This window comes from Zoogloea oryzae (assembly GCF_030161255.1).
GTDB classification, from domain to species: domain Bacteria; phylum Pseudomonadota; class Gammaproteobacteria; order Burkholderiales; family Rhodocyclaceae; genus Zoogloea; species Zoogloea oryzae.
In genome coordinates this window covers 83,599-101,063 of record NZ_BSPX01000005.1, presented here as the reverse complement: position 1 = coordinate 101,063, position 17,465 = coordinate 83,599, and the positions used below count along the sequence as shown (strand labels likewise).

Genomic DNA, 17,465 nt, shown 5'->3' with positions numbered 1-17,465 from the left:
AAAAACCAAAGGCCGGTCTGTGAGGGAGACGCGCCCCGGGGTTTTCCCGGCCCAACGCGCAAGACAGCATCACCGTAATGTAACCATCGTCTAGGAAGGATCTACCCATGCTTGAAGCCTACCGCCAGCACGTTGCCGAGCGTGCCGCCCTCGGCATCCCGCCGCTGCCCCTGTCGAAGCAGCAAACCCAGGCTCTGGTCGAACTGCTGCAGAATCCGCCGGCCGGCGAAGAAGCTTTCCTGGTAGATCTGCTGACTTACCGCGTTCCCGCCGGCGTCGATGACGCCGCCAAGGTCAAGGCCGAATTCCTGGCCAAGGTCGCCAAGGGCGAAGTGGCCTGTGGTCTGGTTTCCAAGGTCAAGGCCACCGAACTGCTGGGCACCATGCTCGGCGGCTACAACGTCAAGCCGCTGATCGACCTGCTGGGCGACGCCGAATGCGGCGCCAGCGCTGCCGAAGGTCTCAAGAAGACCCTGCTGGTCTTCGACTACTTCCACGACGTCGCCGAGCTGGCCAAGGCCGGCAACGCCAACGCCAAGGCCGTGATCCAGTCCTGGGCCGACGCCGAGTGGTTCACCTCCCGTCCGGAAGTCCCGGCTTCCCAGAAGCTCACCGTCTTCAAGGTCACCGGCGAAACCAACACCGACGACCTGTCGCCCGCGCCGGACGCCTGGTCCCGCCCCGACATCCCGCTGCACGCCCTGGCCATGCTGAAGAACCCGCGTCCGGGTATCGAAGCTGACGAGCCGGGCTCCCGCGGCCCGATCAAGCAGCTCGAAGCCCTGGCTGCCAAGGGCAACCTGATCGCCTACGTCGGTGACGTGGTCGGTACCGGTTCCTCCCGCAAGTCCGCCACCAACTCCGTGCTGTGGTTCACCGGCGAAGACATCCCCTTCGTCCCGAACAAGCGCTTTGGCGGCGTGTGCCTGGGCTCCAAGATCGCCCCGATCTTCTTCAACACCATGGAAGATGCCGGCGCGCTGCCGATCGAAATCGACGCCGGTCAGATGGACATGGGCGACGAGATCGAACTGAAGGTTGACGGCGCCACCGGCAAGGTCACCGCCACCAAGAACGGTGCCGTGATCGCCGAATCCCAGCTCAAGACCCTCGTCATCCTCGACGAAGTCCGCGCTGGCGGCCGTATCCCGCTGATCATCGGTCGCGGCCTGACGACCAAGGCCCGCGAATTCCTCGGCCTGCCGGTCTCCACCCTGTTCCGCCTGCCGCAGAACCCGGCCGACACCGGCACCGGCTACTCCCTGGCCCAGAAGATGGTTGGCCGCGCCTGTGGCCTGCCGGAAGGCAAGGGCATCCTGCCGGGCACCTACTGCGAGCCCAAGATGACCACCGTCGGCTCCCAGGACACCACTGGCCCGATGACCCGCGACGAGCTGAAGGATCTGGCCTGCCTCGGCTTCTCCGCCGACCTGGTGATGCAGTCCTTCTGCCACACCGCCGCCTACCCGAAGCTGGTGGACGTCAAGATGCACCGCGAGCTGCCGTCCTTCATCTCCACCCGTGGCGGCGTTGCGCTGCGTCCGGGCGACGGCGTGATCCACTCCTGGCTGAACCGCCTGCTGCTGCCGGATACCGTCGGCACCGGTGGTGACTCCCACACCCGCTTCCCGATCGGCATCTCCTTCCCGGCCGGTTCCGGTCTGGTTGCCTTCGCTGCCGCCACCGGCGTCATGCCGCTCGACATGCCGGAATCCGTGCTGGTCCGCTTCAAGGGCCAGATGCAGCCGGGCATCACCCTGCGTGACCTGGTCAACGCGATCCCGCTGTACGCCATCAAGGCTGGCCTCCTGACCGTCGAGAAGAAGGGCAAGAAGAACGTCTTCTCCGGCCGCATCCTCGAAATCGAAGGTCTGCCGGATCTGAAGGTCGAACAGGCCTTCGAACTGTCCGACGCCGCCGCCGAGCGCTCCGCCGCCGCCTGCGCGATCGCCCTGAACAAGGACCCGATCGTCGAGTACATGCGTTCGAACATCACCCTGATGAAGTGGATGATCGCCGAAGGCTACGAAGATGCCCGCACCCTGAAGCGCCGCATCAACGCCATGGAAGACTGGATCGCCAACGGCGTGCTGCTGAAGGGCGATGCCAACGCCCAGTACGCCGCCGTGATTGAGATCGATCTGGCCGACGTCAAGGAGCCGATCGTTGCCTGCCCGAACGACCCGGATGATGTGAAGGTGCTGTCCGAAGTCGCCGGCGACAAGATCGACGAAGTCTTCATCGGCTCGTGCATGACCAACATCGGTCACTTCCGTGCTGCCGGCAAGGTGCTGGATGGCAAGTCCGACATCCCGACCCGTCTGTGGATCGCCCCGCCGACCAAGATGGACGCCCTGATCCTGACCGAAGAAGGCTACTACAGCGTCCTCGGCAAGGCCGGCGCCCGTATGGAAATGCCGGGCTGCTCCCTGTGCATGGGCAACCAGGCGCAGATCCGCAAGGGCTCGACCGCGATGTCCACCTCCACCCGTAACTTCCCGAACCGTCTCGGCATCGACACCCGCGTGTATCTGGGTTCCGCCGAACTGTCCGCGATGTGCGCGCTGCTCGGCAAGATCCCGACCGTGGCCGAGTACATGGAGAACATCAAGGTGGTGAACGCCAAGGCGGCCGACATCTACCGCTATATGAACTTCGACCAGATCCCGTCCTTCGTTGAAGTGGCGGATACCGTCGAGATGTAAGACCTGCCGCTGCGCCTCAAGGCGCTGCTGCATTCAAACCCCGCGTCCCAGCAGTGCTGGGCGCGGGGTTTTTTCTTGGGCTCGGACCGCTATCGCGCCTTGCGCGCGGCGCAGGCGCATGGGGGGGTATTAGCTCAATATTTGTTTTTGTTGTTTTAAATGATAAACGCGGCTTTGCTTGTATAAACATTAAAAGTGATAATAACGAAAACCATAACGCGCGCCCATGAATCCAGTCGCCTCCGCCTCCCTGACATGTTCCACCCGTGACGCTGCCCGCCTGCTCGGGGTCAGTGTCCGTACGACCCAGCTGTGGGTTGAGGACGGGCGGCTTCGCGCCTGGAAAACGCCGGGCGGGCACCGCCGCATCCTGGTCGAGTCGGTCGAGCGGCTGCTGGAGGAGCAGCGTCGCGCGGGGGTGATCGTCGGGCCCGACGCCTTCAGTGTGCTGATCCTCAAGGAGAACGCCCGCGAACGCCGTGCGCTGCAAGCCTTGCTGAGCGCGGTGCTGCCTGATTGCAAGGTCTGGGCGGTGGCGAGTGGTTTCGAAGGGCTCATCCGGATCGGCGAGATCCGTCCTGATGTGCTGGTCACTGATCTGGGCGTCACCGGCCTCGATTTCTTCCGGATGATCCATTCCTTGATTGGATACGTCCGGGAGCGTCGAATGGTGGTCGTCGTCCTGCTGGCCGCAGGCGTCGACCGAGCTGCGGTGAGTGCCCGCCTGCCCGAAGACGTGGTGCTGCTGGAGCCGCCGGTGGATGGCTCGGAGCTGGCCGCCCTTGTGCTTGGATTGCTCCGGGATCCGCAACGCACCGTGTCGATGCAGCCCCCCGGTCTGGGAGCCTCAGGTTGATCTCGATCGACGCCGTGGCCTTGTCAGAACCGCGTGCCTGATGGTTGCCGTGTCGACACGGCGGGGATGGGGTTACATCATTGATCCGCCGGTCGATCGGAGTGCCGCAACTGGTCGATTGACATATTGACGCAACTGGCGACCGACTATCTAGCCTGAGAAGTATCCAAAACCCCCTGTCCGGGCTGCCGGACAGGGGGTTTTTTCGTTCACTGGCGGTATCGAGAGTGCTTTCAGCGTGCTGTTGTTACCCGTAATGGGTGCAGCAGACGGCCTGCAGTGATGGAAATATTCGATAAAAAGAAAAAATTTTAATAACAAAAACAACAAAAACAACATTCAAGTGCGTGGCGGTCCGCGTGATAAAGAAACTTCTGTGCAGGTCAAGAAGAGCGAATTATCAGCCAAATATCAGGCAACAATCAGTATATAAAAGAAAAAATTGTTATAGGTAGCCATGGGTGATCTTCCTTCAGAGGAGTCTGGATAGCCTTGATCCCATATCAAAACGTTAAATACAACAAATTAATGTACAAAATAAAAAAACTGATAATATCGGTAAAACAGGTAAGGACTTATGGCCACAGACGCTCTCTCCGCTCAGACATGTTCCACCCGCGAAGCGGCCCGCCTGCTCGGGATCAGCGTACGCACGGCGCAGCTGTGGGTCGAGGAGGGCCGGCTGCAGGCGTGGAAGACGCCCGGCGGGCATCGCCGGATCCTGATGGGGTCGGTGGGGCGGCTGCTCGACGAGCAGCAGCGGGCCGGCATCACGCGGCATGCGCCCTTTGGCGTGCTGCTGCTACGGGAGAACCCCGACGAGCGGCAGGCGCTGCAGCAGCAGCTCGAGGATGTGTTGTCCGACTGCGTCGTGATTGGCGTGGGCGATGGTTTCGAGGGCCTCATCCGCATGGGCGAGATGGCGCCGCGGGTGGTGATCACGGACCTTGGCGTCACCGGGCTGGATTTCTTCCGGATGATCGATGCGCTGATCGTCCATGCGAAGGATCGGGCCATGCTGGTGGTGGTGCTGGTGGCCTCGGAGGCCGACCGGGTGGGCGTGCGCCAGCGTCTGCCGGATGAGGTGGTGATCGTGGGGACGCCGCTCGATGGCGCGGAGCTGACGGTCATGGTGCGGGCCTTCCTGCGCAATTGGCGCAGGGATGACGAGCGGACAGGGGAGGGGCGGTGATGCGATCGAACATGCAGGTGCAAGGCAACGCCCGGGAGCGGGCGGTGAGCACGACGGCGCCTGGTCTGCCGTGGGACTGGATCGGCCTGGGCGGATCGACCGCGGCGCTTTTCGTCGTGGTGGGTGGCCTGCGCCTCGAGGTGCTGGCGCTGGCGGCGTTTCAGTGGATCGTGGTGGCGCTGCTGGGTGGATATCACGCGCGCCGTCACTGGCATGCGCTGGGTGCGGTGGAGGCCCGGCTTGCCAGTGTGATGGAGGTTGAGCGGGCGGTTCAGCCGCCGGTGGAAGGGCTCGACACCCTGTGCGAGGAGGTGCTGCCGGTGTGGAGCGGCCAGGTGGCCCTGGCCCGGCAGCAGACGGAGGAAGCCATCACCGCGCTTTCAAACCGGTTTGCGGGTATCTCGACACGGGTCGAGGCTGCGCTGGCCACGTCTCGCGGCGCCAGCGGCGACGACCTGGTTTCCCTGCTCAACATCAGCGAGACCGAGCTCGATCACATCGTCGCGGCGCTGCGGGATGCCCTCTCCCAAAAGGAGATCCTGCTCGAAGAGGTGGCGCGCCTGGCCGGCATCACCGGCTCGCTGCAGCAGATGGCGGGCGAGGTGGCCGACGTTGCCAAACAGACCAACCTGCTGGCGCTCAACGCGGCCATCGAGGCGGCGCGGGCGGGCGAGGCGGGCCGCGGTTTTGCGGTGGTGGCGGACGAGGTGCGCAAGCTGTCGTCGTCGTCGGGCGAGACCGGAAAGAAGATCGGCGAGACGGTGAGCTCGGTGACCCGGGCGATCCACGAGGTGCTGTCGGTCTCCGAGCGCAACGCGCGGGACGACCAGCTGCTGGTGAGCCAGTCCGGCCAGCAGATCGGGCAGGTGGTGCAGCGTCTGCGTACCGCGGCCGGGAAGCTGGTCGATTCTTCCCAGTCGCTGACCGCCGAGGGGCAGATGGTGGCGGGCGAGATCGGTGAGGTGCTCGTGGCGCTGCAGTTCCAGGATCGGGTCAGCCAGGTGCTTGGGCACGTGGAAACCGACATGGGGCGGCTCACCGGCCACCTGTCCGGCGTACGCGCCAATCTGCAGTCGGGCATCGCTCCGCAGCCTATCGATGTGGGAGCGTGGCTGATCGAGATGAGCCGCGCCTATACCACGCCCGAACAACATTCCCTGCATCGGGGCGAGGCTGCGGCCCGTGCCCAGGATGCGGCAGGCATCACATTCTTTTAAGGAAACACACATGGCAAAGACCATCCTCATCGTGGATGACTCGGCGTCCCTGCGTCAGGTCGTCGCCATCGCCCTGCGCGGAGCGGGCTACGACGTGCTGGAAGGCTGCGACGGGCGGGACGCCCTGGGCAAGCTGGACGGCCGCAAGGTCCACCTCATCATCAGCGACGTGAACATGCCGAACATGGACGGCATCAGCTTCGTGAAGGCCGTCAAGCAGCTGCCGGCCTACCGCTTCACGCCGGTGATCATGCTCACCACCGAGGCCGGCGAGGACAAGAAGCGCGAAGGCCAGGCGGCCGGCGCCAAGGCCTGGGTGGTCAAGCCCTTCCAGCCGCAGCAGATGCTCGGCGCGGTCGCCAAGCTGGTCCTGCCCTGATCCGATCTTTCGGAGGAGACAACGCCATGAACGCATCCGATCACAAGAACCTTGGCAGCAGCCACGTCGTGATTACTGGCGAGATGACCATCTACACCGCCCGCGAGTGGCGCGACGAGCTGTTGGCCGCGTTGGCCGCGCCGGGCGACGTGGAGCTTGACCTGTCGGGCGTCAGCGACATCGACGCGGCCGGCATCCAGCTGCTGGTGTCGCTGCGCCTGGAGGCGGCCGACGGCGACCGGGGCTTTCGTGTGCGTGCTGCCAGCAAGCGGGTGCTCGAGGCCTTCGAGTTCTGCCGGCTGCTGCGCTTCTTCGAGCTCGAGCCGGCGGCTCAGGCCTGACACGCGGAGCTGCCGACCATGACCGACCATTTCGAAGATCCGCTCCAGACCTTCATCGCCGAGAGCCGCGAGCTGCTCCAGCAGATGGAGGAAGCGCTGCTGGAAGTCGAGGGCAACGCCGACGACCCGGAAACCATCAACGCGATCTTCCGCGCCGCGCACACCATCAAGGGCTCGGCGGGGCTGTTCTCGCTGGACCACATCGTGGCCTTCACCCACGTGGCGGAGAGCGTGCTCGATCGGATCCGCGCCCATCAGCTTGCCTTCGAGCCGGCCTTCGGGGCGCTGTTCCTGGAAGTCTGCGACCAGCTGGGCGCCTTGATCGACGGCCTGGCCGCCGGTGAGGCGCCGGACGACGCGATCACCGCCCGGAGCGCGGCGCTCACGGCCCGGCTGCAGGCGGTCCTCGACCGGGGCGAGGGCGCGGCGCCGCAGTCCGGGCTTGACGAAGCCACCGGAGCCTCCGTCGCCGGGCTGCCGTCGGTGCCGGTGGCCGACACCGTGGCCAGCGGCCTGTGGCACGTGTCGATGCGGCCGGGCGCCGACCTGCTGCGTAACGGCATGGACCCGCTGTCGATCCTGCGCTATCTGGGCACCTTCGGCGAGATCGTCAGCCTCGAGACGGTGATCGGTGGAGTTCCGCCCCTGTCGGCCCTTGATCCCGAAACCTGCTATCTCGGCTTCGACCTCAGCTTTGCCAGCCAGGCCGACGCCGCCACGGTGAATGGCGCCTTCGATTTCGTGCGGGAGGACAGCCTGGTCCGGATCATCCCGCCTTACGGTCCGCTGGACGATTACCGGGCGCTGTTCCGCGATCTGCCGGACGACAATCTGCTGCTGGGCGAGATGCTCGTCCGCTGCGGTTCGCTCACCGCCGACGAGCTGGCCCTGGCCCTGCGCACCCAGGAAGCGCGGGCCGAAGCCTGCCAGATCACCGGCGAGCTCCCCCCGCTGATCGGCGAGGTGCTGGTGGAGCAGCAACTGGTGGATGCACCGCTGGTGGATGCGGCTCTCGATCACCAGCAGGAGGCCCGCAAGACCCGGGCCGGCGAGCCGACCCTGATCCGGGTGGACGCCGCCAAGCTCGACCAGCTCATCAACCTGGTGGGCGAGCTCATCATCGCGGGCGCCGGCGCCCAGCTGGTGGCGCGGCGGGTCAAGGTGCCCGAGCTGGTGGAAGCCACCGGCGTGCTGTCGCGGCTGGTGGAGGACGTGCGTGATTCGGCGCTCAACCTGCGCATGGTGCAGATCGGCGCCACCTTCAGCCGCTTCCGCCGGGTCGTCCGGGACGTGGCCGCCGAGCTGGGCAAGGACATCCAGCTCGACATCCGCGGCGGCGAAACCGAGCTGGACAAGACCGTCGTCGAGAAGATCGGCGATCCGCTCACCCATATCGTGCGCAACGCCCTGGACCACGGCATCGAGCCGGCCGACGTGCGCGCCGCCCGCGGCAAGCCGCGGCAGGGCCGGCTTAGCCTGAACGCCTATCACGAGTCGGGCAGCATCGTCATCGAGGTGAGCGATGACGGCGGTGGGCTGCACAAGGCGCGCATCCTGCAGAAGGCGGTCGAGCGCGGGCTGGTGAGCGAAGGCCAGGTGCTGTCGGACAAGGAGATCTTCGGTCTCATCTTCGAGCCCGGCTTCTCCACCGCGACGCAGGTCAGCAACCTTTCGGGGCGCGGCGTGGGGATGGATGTGGTCAAACGCAACATCCTGGCGCTGCGCGGCACCGTGGATCTGGACAGCGTGGAAGGGCAGGGCACCACGGTGCGCCTGCGCCTGCCGCTGACGCTGGCCATCATCGACGGCTTTCTCATCGGGGCTGGCAGTGCGTCCTACGTGGTGCCGCTGGAGCAGGTGCTGGAGTGCATCGAGCTGCCCGACAGGGACAAGCCCGAGCAGGGCGCGAGCTACCTCAACCTGCGCGGCGAGGTGCTGCCCTTCGTGCGCCTGCGTGACCTGTTCGACATCCCGGGCGAAGCGCCCCGCCGCGAGAACGTGGTGGTCGTGCAGTACGCCGGGGAGCGCGCCGGGCTGGTGGTTGATCAGCTCTTCGGCGAGTTCCAGACCGTCATCAAGCCCCTCGGCAAGGTCTTCAGTCATATCCGCTGCATCGGCGGTTCCACCATTCTGGGCAGCGGAGAAGTTGCCCTGATCCTTGATGTTCCCGGGCTGGTTCGGCAGGTGACCGAGCGCCAACCCGTTTCCCGTCACCTGTCTTCCACCCTGTCGCCGGTTTGAGCCGTCGGCCACTCTTTGGAGAATCGTCATGACCGTCAGCAAGAAAATGCTGTCCCTGATCCTGTCCGCCGCGTTCGGGATCATCCTCCTTGCCATCGTGGGCCTGACCCAGATGAGCCGGGTCTATGAAACCACCAACTACGCCAATGAAAACGTGGTGCCGAGCATCCTCACGCTGGATGCGGCCTTCTCGCCGATGGCCGCCGCCCGCACCCAGCTGTGGCAGCACATCGCCGCGTCCGATCCGGCGGTGATGGCTGCCCTTGAAGAGAAGATCGCCGCCCACCATCGCAAGATCGACGAGGCGCTGAAGAAGTACGAGGGCCTCCTCAGCGACGAGAAGGACAAGAGCCTGCTGGCCGCCGACCGGGCCGCGCTGGCCGCGTTTGACCAACTTCGCGATCGGGTCTATGTGCTCTCGCGGTTGAACAAGATGGAAGAGGCGCGGGACCTGCTCATGGCCAACCAGGCCACGATGGCCCGCCTGTGGGACGCCTTCGAGGATCACCGCCAGTACAACGCCGAGCTGGGCCGCAAGGCCGCCGAGGATGCTGCCCAGGGCGTGGCCAGCGCCCGCTGGGTGGCGATGGGGATCGGCGCGGCCACGCTGGTCGCGGTATCGCTCATCGGCGCGCTGATCACCCGCAGCCTGATGCAGCAGCTGGGCGGCGAGCCGGGCTACGCGGCCGAGGTGGTGTCGAAGATCGCCGAGGGCGACATGACGCTCACCGTCGACACCAAGGCCGGCGACACGACCAGTCTGCTCTACAGCGTGAAGACCATGAACGAGCGGCTCACGTCGATCATCACCGAAGTGCGCAGCTCGGCCGATTCGCTCTCCAGCGCGTCGGAAGAGGTGAGCGCCACCGCCCAGAGCCTGTCCCAGTCGTCCAGCGAGCAGGCGGCGAGCGTCGAGGAGACCTCGGCGTCGATGGAGCAGATGTCCGCGTCCGTCACCCAGAACAGCGAGAACGCCACTCTCACCGACAGCATGGCGGCGAAGGCGGCCAAGGAGGCGATCGAAGGCGGCGAGGCCGTGCGCTCGACCGTGGAGGCCATGAAGAGCATTGCCGACAAGATCGGCATCGTCGACGACATCGCTTACCAGACCAACCTGCTGGCCCTCAACGCGGCCATCGAGGCGGCGCGGGCTGGCGAGCACGGCAAGGGTTTTGCGGTGGTGGCGGCCGAGGTGCGCAAGCTGGCCGAGCGCAGCCAGGTGGCGGCCCAGGAGATCTCCGAGACCGCCAGGAGCAGCGTGGCCCTGGCCGAACGGGCCGGGACGCTGTTCGAAGGGATCATCCCGAGCATCACCAAGACCTCCGATCTGGTCCAGGAGATCGCCTCCGCGTCGGACGAACAGAGCTCCGGTGTCGGCCAGATCAACTCGGCCATGGCCCAGCTCTCCCAGACCACCCAGCAGAACGCGTCGGCCTCCGAGGAGCTCGCCGCCACTGCCGAGGAGATGAGCGCCCAGGCCGAGCAGCTGAGCAAGGCGATGGCCTACTTCAAGCTCGCCAGCGGTCATCGGGCGCGGCCCGCCCGCGCCGAGGTTGCCGGCCGTGCCGAGAGCCGCCGTCATTCCGGCCGGGCGCCGATCTTTGAAACCGAGTTTGTCCAGTTCGAGGGCTGAGAGATGGCCACGCTTGCCAGGAAAGACCTGCCGGCGGTCGCCTTCGAGCCCCGCCAGTACCTGACCTTCACCCTGGGCGGCGAGATGTACGCCGTCGAAACCCTCAGCGTGAAGGAGATCATCGAGTATGGTCAGGTGACCACCGTGCCGATGATGCCGCGGAGCATTCGCGGCGTCATCAACCTGCGCGGCGCGGTGGTGCCGGTGATCGACCTGAAGGCGCGCTTCGGCGGCCAGCCCACCGAGGTCACCCGGCGCACCTGCATCGTCATCATCGAGATGAGCGGCAGCGACGAGTGCCAGGTGCTGGGTATCGTGGTGGATACCGTCAGCGAGGTGCTGGAGATCCCGCCCGGCGAGATCGAGCCGCCGCCGGCCTTTGGCGCGCGCATCCGGGCGGATTTCATCCGCGGCATGGGCAAGGTGGGCGGCGGCTTCGTGATCCTGCTCAACGTGGAGGCGGTGCTGTCCACGGACGAGCTGTCGGCGCTCGACACGCTGTCGCGGCACGGGCAGCCGGTGGATGCCGGCGCCTTGCCGCGTCTTGCCAGCAGCGTGGCGGGCTGACGCCGTGACCACGACCGCCGTCCAGCGCCACGTCACGGGGCTGCAGGGCCAGCTGACGGACCGGGAGTTCGGCCAGTTCCGCGCGCTGATGTACTCGCTGGCCGGGATCAGCCTGTCCGACGCCAAGAAGCAGCTGGTGGCCGGGCGGCTGGCCCGTCGGCTGCGCCAGCTGGATCTGGACGGCTACGGCAGCTACCTGAAGCGGGTGCAGGCCGATGCTGCGGAGCGCCAGATCGCGGTGGACCTGCTCACCACCAACGAGACCTACTTCTTCCGCGAGCCCAAGCACTTCGACTTCCTGCGCAGCCACGCGCTGCCCGAACTGAAGGGGCAGAGCACGGTGCGGGTGTGGAGCGGCGCCTGCTCCAGCGGCGAGGAACCCTACACCATCGCCATGGTGATGGCCGAGGTGCTGGCGGGGCGCCCGTGGGAGATCGTCGCCTCGGACCTCTCCACCCGCGTGCTGGCCCATGCGCGGGAAGGGCGTTACCCGATGGACGACGCGGCGGGCATCCCCCGGCCGCTGCTGGCGAAGTACTGCCTGAAGGGCATCGGCAGCCAGGACGGCACCTTCATGATGAAGCCCGAGCTGCGCGGGCGCATCAATTTTCGCCAGATCAACCTGAACGCCGCCTTGCCGGACATTGGCCAGTTCGACGTGATCTTCCTGCGCAACGTGATGATCTATTTCGACCTGGAGACCAAGCGTCAGGTGATTCGGCGCATCCTGCCGCTGCTGCGGCCAGGGGGCTATTTCATGCTCAGCCATTCGGAGAACCTCAACGGCGTCTCCGATGCGCTCAAGACCGTCCGCCCGTCGATCTACCGCAAGCCGGCGGCCTGAACCCATGCGCATGCCCGACGGGGTCGTCGAGATCTTCCTGCAGCCGGGCGAATGGTATTTCGGCGACCGGCACACGCGTATCCGCACCGTGCTCGGCTCCTGCGTGTCGGCGGTGTTCTGGCATCCCGGGATGCGGGTGGGCGGCATGTGCCACTTCATGCTGCCCACCCGCGGTGAGCGCCACGGCCGCGCGCCCGACGGGCGCTACGGCGACGAGGCCTTCGGCCTGCTGCTCGACGAGATCCACCGGGCGGGGCTGGACACCAGCGGCGTGCGGGTGCGGCTCTTCGGCGGCGGCGACATGTTCCCGGGCGTGGCGAGCGGCGCCACATCGAAGTCGGTGGGCCGCCAGAACGTGGAGGCGGCCCTGCGGCTGGTGGAGCGGCACCGCCTGCTGTGCAGCGCAACCCATATGGAAGGCTACGGCCACCGTCACCTGATCTTCGATGTGTGGAGCGGCCGCGTCACCATGAGGCACGGCGTGCTGCCGGGCCCTTCAAGAACAACCAGAAAAGGAATCTCCCCATGCCCGCCATCAAGGTGATGATCGTCGACGATTCGGCGGTGGTCCGTCAGGTTCTTTCGGCCACCCTGGACGAGGATGTCGGCATCGAGGTGATCGGCGCCGCGGTGGACCCGGTGTTCGCCCTCGAGAAGATGAAGGCCCAGTGGCCCGACGTGATCGTCCTCGACGTGGAGATGCCGCGCATGGACGGCATCACCTTCCTGCGCCGGATCATGGCCGATCGGCCCACCCCGGTGGTGATCTGCTCGACCCTCACCGAGAAAGGCTCGGAGACGGCGCTGCAGGCCCTCTCTGCCGGCGCCGTGTGCGTGGTGACCAAGCCCAAGGTGGGGCTCAAGCAGTTTCTCCACGATTGCTCCGACGATCTCATCAGCGCGGTGAAGGCCGCGGCACGGTCCAACGTGCGGCGCCTGGTGCCCAGCGCCCCTGCACCGAGCGCCGTCGCACCCAAGCTTTCAGCCGACGCGATCCTGCCGGCGGGCTCGGCGATGGCGCAGACCACCGAGACGGTGGTGGCCATCGGCACCTCCACCGGCGGCACCCAGGCGCTGGAATCCGTGCTGCGGGCGCTGCCCCGGGTGTCGCCGGGAATCGTCGTGGTGCAGCACATGCCGGAGAAGTTCACCGGTGCCTTCGCCCAGCGTCTTGATGGCCTGTGCGAGGTGGAGGTCCGCGAGGCCCGCCACGGCGACCGGGTGATGCCGGGCCGGGTGCTCATTGCGCCGGGCGGGCGGCACATGCTGCTCAAGCGTAGCGGCGCGCAGTACGTGGTCGACGTGATCGACGGCCCGCCGGTGAGCCGGCACCGGCCGTCGGTGGATGTGCTGTTCCGGTCCGCCGCGCGCTTTGCCGGTCGCAACGCGGTGGGCGTCATCATGACCGGGATGGGCGACGACGGCGCCCGTGGCCTCAAGGAAATGCACGACGCCGGCGCCTGGACGGTGGCCCAGGACGAAGCCAGCTGCGTGGTATATGGCATGCCCAAGGAAGCCGTGAAGCTGGGCGGGGTGGACAAGGTGCTGCCGCTCACCGACATCCCGGCGGCGATCCTTGGCCGGATCAGCCGCCGTAGTTGACCCCTGCGTCTGGGCGGATCACGACAATCCGGCGGCCTTTTCGGCGCCTTGCCGACAAGGCCGCGGACGTCCGGCGCGCACCGCCCGACCCAGGCTGATGGCATCGATCTTGCACGGGGTGTTTGTCCCGCCACCAGCAAGGCTCGCCCATGAAGTTCTACATGACCCCCGGTTCGTGCTCCACCGGTATCCACATCCTGCTCGAAGAGGTGGGCGCGGTGTTCGAGGTGTACATCGTCAATCTGCCCGCGGGCGACCACCTCAAGCCCGACTACCTGGCGATCAACCCGAAGGGCACCATCCCGACCCTGGTGCGTAACGATGGCACGGCGATCACCGAGTTTCAGGCGATCGCCTGGTGGCTGGCCCGTCAGTACCCGCGACGCGGGTTGCTGCCCACTGATGCCGAGGGCGAGGTGCGCGTGCTGGAGGCGATGAACCACGCGGTCGGCACCATCCACGGCCAGGGCTTCACGCGGATCTTCACCACCGCCAACGTCACCCCCAACCCGGCTGACCACGACGCGGTGCAGGCCCGCGGGCGGCAGATCGTGGCGGACGGCTTCGCGGTGATGGATGGCCTGCTCGCCGGGCGGGAATACCTGGTCGGCACCTTCTCGATCGCCGACGCGGCGCTGTTCTACACCGAGTTTTGGGCCGACCGCCTGAAGCTGCCGCTACCGCCCAACTGCGCGTCCCACTTCCGCCGCATGCTGGCGCGCCCGGCGGTGAGCCAGGTGCTGCGGGAGGAAGGCTATCGGGTTTGAGCAGCACGCCGTTTGCCGCGCTCCAATGAAAACGGCCCCTCCGGAGAGGGGCCGTTCTGCGTGGGCAGGGCTGGATCAGCCGCAGGTGCCAACCGCGCCGCAGGCGGTGCAGAAGTCGCAGCCGTCCTTGCGGATCACCGAGTGGTTGCCGCATTCGGTGCACAGGGCGCCCTGCATCAGCTTGGGCTCGTTGGTGTCGCGGGGGGCTTCGAGGATGCCCATCTCGCGGGTCGGGTAGCCGGCTTCGTCGAGCACACCGAGCATGGCGTAGCGGTGGATCACCAGCGCGGCCATGTAGGCGACGGTGGAGGGCCAGTTCTGCTGACGGCGGGTGCCCGGCACGAAGGCCATGAAGTCACCCAGGGGCTCCGGGTAGTCGATGAGCTTGCGCAGCTTCATGCCGATCCAGGCCGGGTCCATCACGCGCATGTCGAGGGACAGGATGCGGGTCAGGCCGTCCAGGGCGCGCGGGTAGTTGCCCGACAGCCACATGGAGTAGGGGCGGGTGACGCCGTCCGGCAGGGTGATTTCCTTGAGGCCGAGCACGAAGTCTTCGCCGGTGGCCGGGTTCTGGATGTCGACAGTCCAGGACAGGGTGCCGTCGGTGCCGGTCTTGGGCTCCTGCAGGCTGAACACGCTGTCGAGCACCGGGGTCGGCAGATCGCCTTCGAGGGCGTTGAGCTTCTCGCAGCGGTAGCGCACGACCTGGGCGAAGGCGGAGACGACGCCCGGCATCAGCTTCTGTTCGCCGTGGGGCGGGAAGCGCAGTTCGAAGGGCTTTTCGCCGACGGTCTTGGCCAGCGCTTCGAGCTTGAGCTTGAGCCAGCCACGGTCGTTGGCGCGCATGTCCATCGAGAGCGTTTTGGCGACGGCGCCCAGGCCGCGGGGTTGGTCGGCGCCATTCACCCACACTTCAAACGGGAAGCTGCCCTTGGCGGGGCTGTCCTCGACCGGGTCCATGTGGCCCACGAAGAGGGCGAAGTTGCCCTGCGGGGTGTTGAGCATGTAGGTCCAGGCAGCGTTGCCATCCGGCAGATCCGGGCGGCCCGGCCAGCGCAGGGACGAGAGCACCGGGGCCGGCAGGTTCTTGATGGACAGACGACGGTTGGTGTCGTCGGACATCTCGACATCCTGCGGCTGCTTCTGCTCGCTGCTCGGGGTGACCGACAGCACGGAGCCCAGCACGCTGTTGGGGCGGTAGGTGGCGAGGCCCTTGAGGCCGGACTTCCAGGCGTCGAGGTAGAGGTTCTCGAACTCGGCGTAGGGGTAGTCCTCGGGCACGTTCACCGTCTTGGAGATGGAGGTGTCGATGAACGGGGCGACGGCCGCGACCATGTCCTTGTGGGCCTTGGCGGAGATCTCGAGCGCGGTCACGAAGTACGGGGGCAGCTTGTTCACGTCACCGCCCAGGTGACGGTACAGGCGCCAGGCGTAGTCCTCGACGGCGTGTTCCTTGAAGGTGCCGTCGGCCATCCGCTTCTTGCGGGTGTAGGTGTAGGAGAACGGCGGTTCGATGCCGTTGGAGGCGTTGTCGGCGAAGGCCAGGCTGATGGTGCCGGTGGGGGCGATCGACAGCAGGTGCGAGTTGCGCAGGCCGTGCTTGCGGATCTTGTCCTTCACTTCGCTGGGCAGGCGCGACGCGAAGTTGCCGCCGGACAGGTACATGTCGGCGTTGAACAGCGGGAAGGCACCGCGCTCCTTGGCGAGCTCGACGGAGGCCAGGTAGGCCTGGTCGCGCATGAACTCGGAGATCTGGGTGGCCATCGCGCGGGCTTCGTCGGTGTCGTAGCGCAGGCGCAGCATGGCCAGCGCGTTGCCGAGGCCGGTGAAGCCGAGGCCGACGCGGCGCTTGGACTGGGCTTCGGCGTGCTGCTGTTCAAGCGGCCAGTGGGTGGCTTCGAGCACGTTGTCGAGCATCCGGATGGAGGTCTCGATGGTCTTGCCAAAGCCGGTGAAGTCGAAGCTGGCCTTCTCGGAGAAGGCGTCCTTCACGTACAGCGTGAGGTTGATCGAGCCCAGGCAGCAGCAGCCGTAGGACGGCAGGGGCTGCTCGGCGCACGGGTTGGTGGCCTCGATGGTCTCGCAGTAGTAGAGGTTGTTGTCCTTGTTCATGCGATCAAGGAACAGGATGCCCGGCTCGGCGTGGTCGTAGGTGGAGCGCATGACCTGATCCCACAGATCACGGGCGCGCACCTTGCGGTACACCCACAGCCCGTCGTCGCGCTGGTAGCCGCCGGCGGCCTTGATGTCGCTGGACGGTTCGGCCTTGTGGGCGAGCTCGACGTCGCCATCGGCTTCGACGGCCTGCATGAACAGGTCGGTCACGGCGATGGAGACGTTGAAGTTGGTGAGGTCGCCGTGATCCTTGGCGTGGATGAATTCCTCGATGTCCGGGTGGTCGCAGCGCAGCACGCCCATCTGGGCGCCACGGCGGGAGCCGGCGGATTCGACGGTCTCGCAGGAGCGGTCGAAGACGCGCATGTAGGAGACCGGGCCGGAGGCGTTGGACTGGGTGCCGCGCACCATCGCGCCCTTCGGACGGATGGAGGAGAAGTCGTAGCCGACGCCGCCGCCGCGACGCATGGTCTCGGCGGACTGGGCCAGCGCGGTGTAGATGCCGCAGCGGCCGTCGACGGATTCGGTGATCGAATCACCCACCGGCTGCACGAAGCAGTTGATCAGCGTGGCAGCCAGGTTGGTGCCGGCGGCGGAGTTGATGCGGCCGGCAGGCACGAAGCCGCGCTCCTGGGCTTCCAGGAACTTGGTCTCCCAGAACAGGCGCTTTTCTTCGGATTCCATCGCCGCCAGGGCACGGGCGACACGCAGGCGCACGTCGGAGATGGTCTGCTCGTTGCCCTTGGCGTATTTCTCCAGCAGGACCTCGCCGGAGATCTCCTGCGGTTCGAGGTTGGCGGCGGTGGCGGGCTGGACTTTGGCGGTTTTGGTCGTGGCGGTCATGGCTCTTGGATGGCTGATCGGTAATGATGTAAGTCGGCGCATAGCTTACCCCCGGAGAAAGAAATGAGCAAAAATTTTTGACGTTTAAAAACAAATACTTAAAAAAATCAATAGTGCTTCAAAACTTTTTTTTCTACTACATGTAGTAGTGTTTTTGGGCTGG

The 17,465-nt window shown here is 66.1% G+C and carries 13 protein-coding genes and 1 pseudogene; 13 read left to right on the top strand and 1 reads right to left on the bottom strand.

What is annotated here, in order from left to right:
- Positions 1-107: 107 nt before the first annotated feature.
- From acnB to QQK25_RS03505, 13 genes and pseudogenes are all read left to right on the top strand, one after another.
- On the top strand, positions 108-2,705 hold the full coding sequence (acnB, locus tag QQK25_RS03565) for a bifunctional aconitate hydratase 2/2-methylisocitrate dehydratase (RefSeq protein WP_284186708.1): 2,598 nt from the start codon (positions 108-110) through the stop codon (positions 2,703-2,705).
- A 226-nt stretch (positions 2,706-2,931) separates the two neighbouring features.
- Positions 2,932-3,561: a helix-turn-helix domain-containing protein gene (locus QQK25_RS03560; protein WP_284186707.1), complete on the top strand. Its 630-nt coding sequence runs from the start codon at positions 2,932-2,934 to the stop codon at positions 3,559-3,561.
- Positions 3,562-4,138: 577 nt separating this feature from the next.
- Complete coding sequence (locus tag QQK25_RS03555; protein WP_284186706.1) at positions 4,139-4,753, top strand: excisionase family DNA-binding protein; 615 nt, start codon at positions 4,139-4,141, stop codon at positions 4,751-4,753.
- A 590-nt stretch (positions 4,754-5,343) separates the two neighbouring features.
- Positions 5,344-5,970: pseudogene (locus QQK25_RS24295) on the top strand (methyl-accepting chemotaxis protein); the annotation flags it as partial.
- Between the two features lie 10 nt (positions 5,971-5,980).
- Entirely contained in the window at positions 5,981-6,349 is a 369-nt protein-coding gene (locus QQK25_RS03545; RefSeq protein ID WP_284186704.1) for a response regulator, read from the top strand.
- 26 nt (positions 6,350-6,375) lie between these two features.
- Positions 6,376-6,690, top strand: a complete 315-nt coding sequence (locus tag QQK25_RS03540; protein WP_284186703.1) for an STAS domain-containing protein — start codon at positions 6,376-6,378, stop codon at positions 6,688-6,690.
- A gap of 18 nt (positions 6,691-6,708) precedes the next feature.
- Positions 6,709-8,931, top strand: coding sequence for a chemotaxis protein CheA (locus tag QQK25_RS03535; protein WP_284186702.1), 2,223 nt, complete (start codon positions 6,709-6,711; stop codon positions 8,929-8,931).
- A 28-nt stretch (positions 8,932-8,959) separates the two neighbouring features.
- Complete coding sequence (locus tag QQK25_RS03530; protein WP_284186701.1) at positions 8,960-10,564, top strand: methyl-accepting chemotaxis protein; 1,605 nt, start codon at positions 8,960-8,962, stop codon at positions 10,562-10,564.
- Between the two features lie 3 nt (positions 10,565-10,567).
- Positions 10,568-11,131, top strand: a complete 564-nt coding sequence (locus QQK25_RS03525; protein ID WP_284186700.1) for a chemotaxis protein CheW — start codon at positions 10,568-10,570, stop codon at positions 11,129-11,131.
- Positions 11,132-11,135: 4 nt separating this feature from the next.
- Positions 11,136-11,975 (top strand): CheR family methyltransferase, encoded by an 840-nt coding sequence (locus QQK25_RS03520; RefSeq protein ID WP_284186699.1) that lies wholly within the window; start codon positions 11,136-11,138, stop codon positions 11,973-11,975.
- A 4-nt stretch (positions 11,976-11,979) separates the two neighbouring features.
- A complete protein-coding gene (locus tag QQK25_RS03515) occupies positions 11,980-12,519 on the top strand; it encodes a chemotaxis protein CheD (RefSeq protein ID WP_284186698.1) in 540 nt (179 codons plus the stop codon).
- Positions 12,501-13,577: a protein-glutamate methylesterase/protein-glutamine glutaminase gene (locus QQK25_RS03510; RefSeq protein ID WP_284186697.1), complete on the top strand. Its 1,077-nt coding sequence runs from the start codon at positions 12,501-12,503 to the stop codon at positions 13,575-13,577. Before QQK25_RS03515 ends, QQK25_RS03510 begins: the two co-directional genes overlap by 19 nt.
- A gap of 149 nt (positions 13,578-13,726) precedes the next feature.
- A complete protein-coding gene (locus QQK25_RS03505; protein WP_284186696.1) occupies positions 13,727-14,344 on the top strand; it encodes a glutathione S-transferase family protein in 618 nt (205 codons plus the stop codon).
- Between the two features lie 75 nt (positions 14,345-14,419).
- Here QQK25_RS03505 and QQK25_RS03500 read toward each other — a convergent pair whose 3' ends face one another.
- Positions 14,420-17,302 (bottom strand): adenosylcobalamin-dependent ribonucleoside-diphosphate reductase, encoded by a 2,883-nt coding sequence (locus QQK25_RS03500; protein WP_284186695.1) that lies wholly within the window; start codon positions 17,300-17,302, stop codon positions 14,420-14,422.
- Between the last annotated feature and the right edge of the window lie 163 nt (positions 17,303-17,465).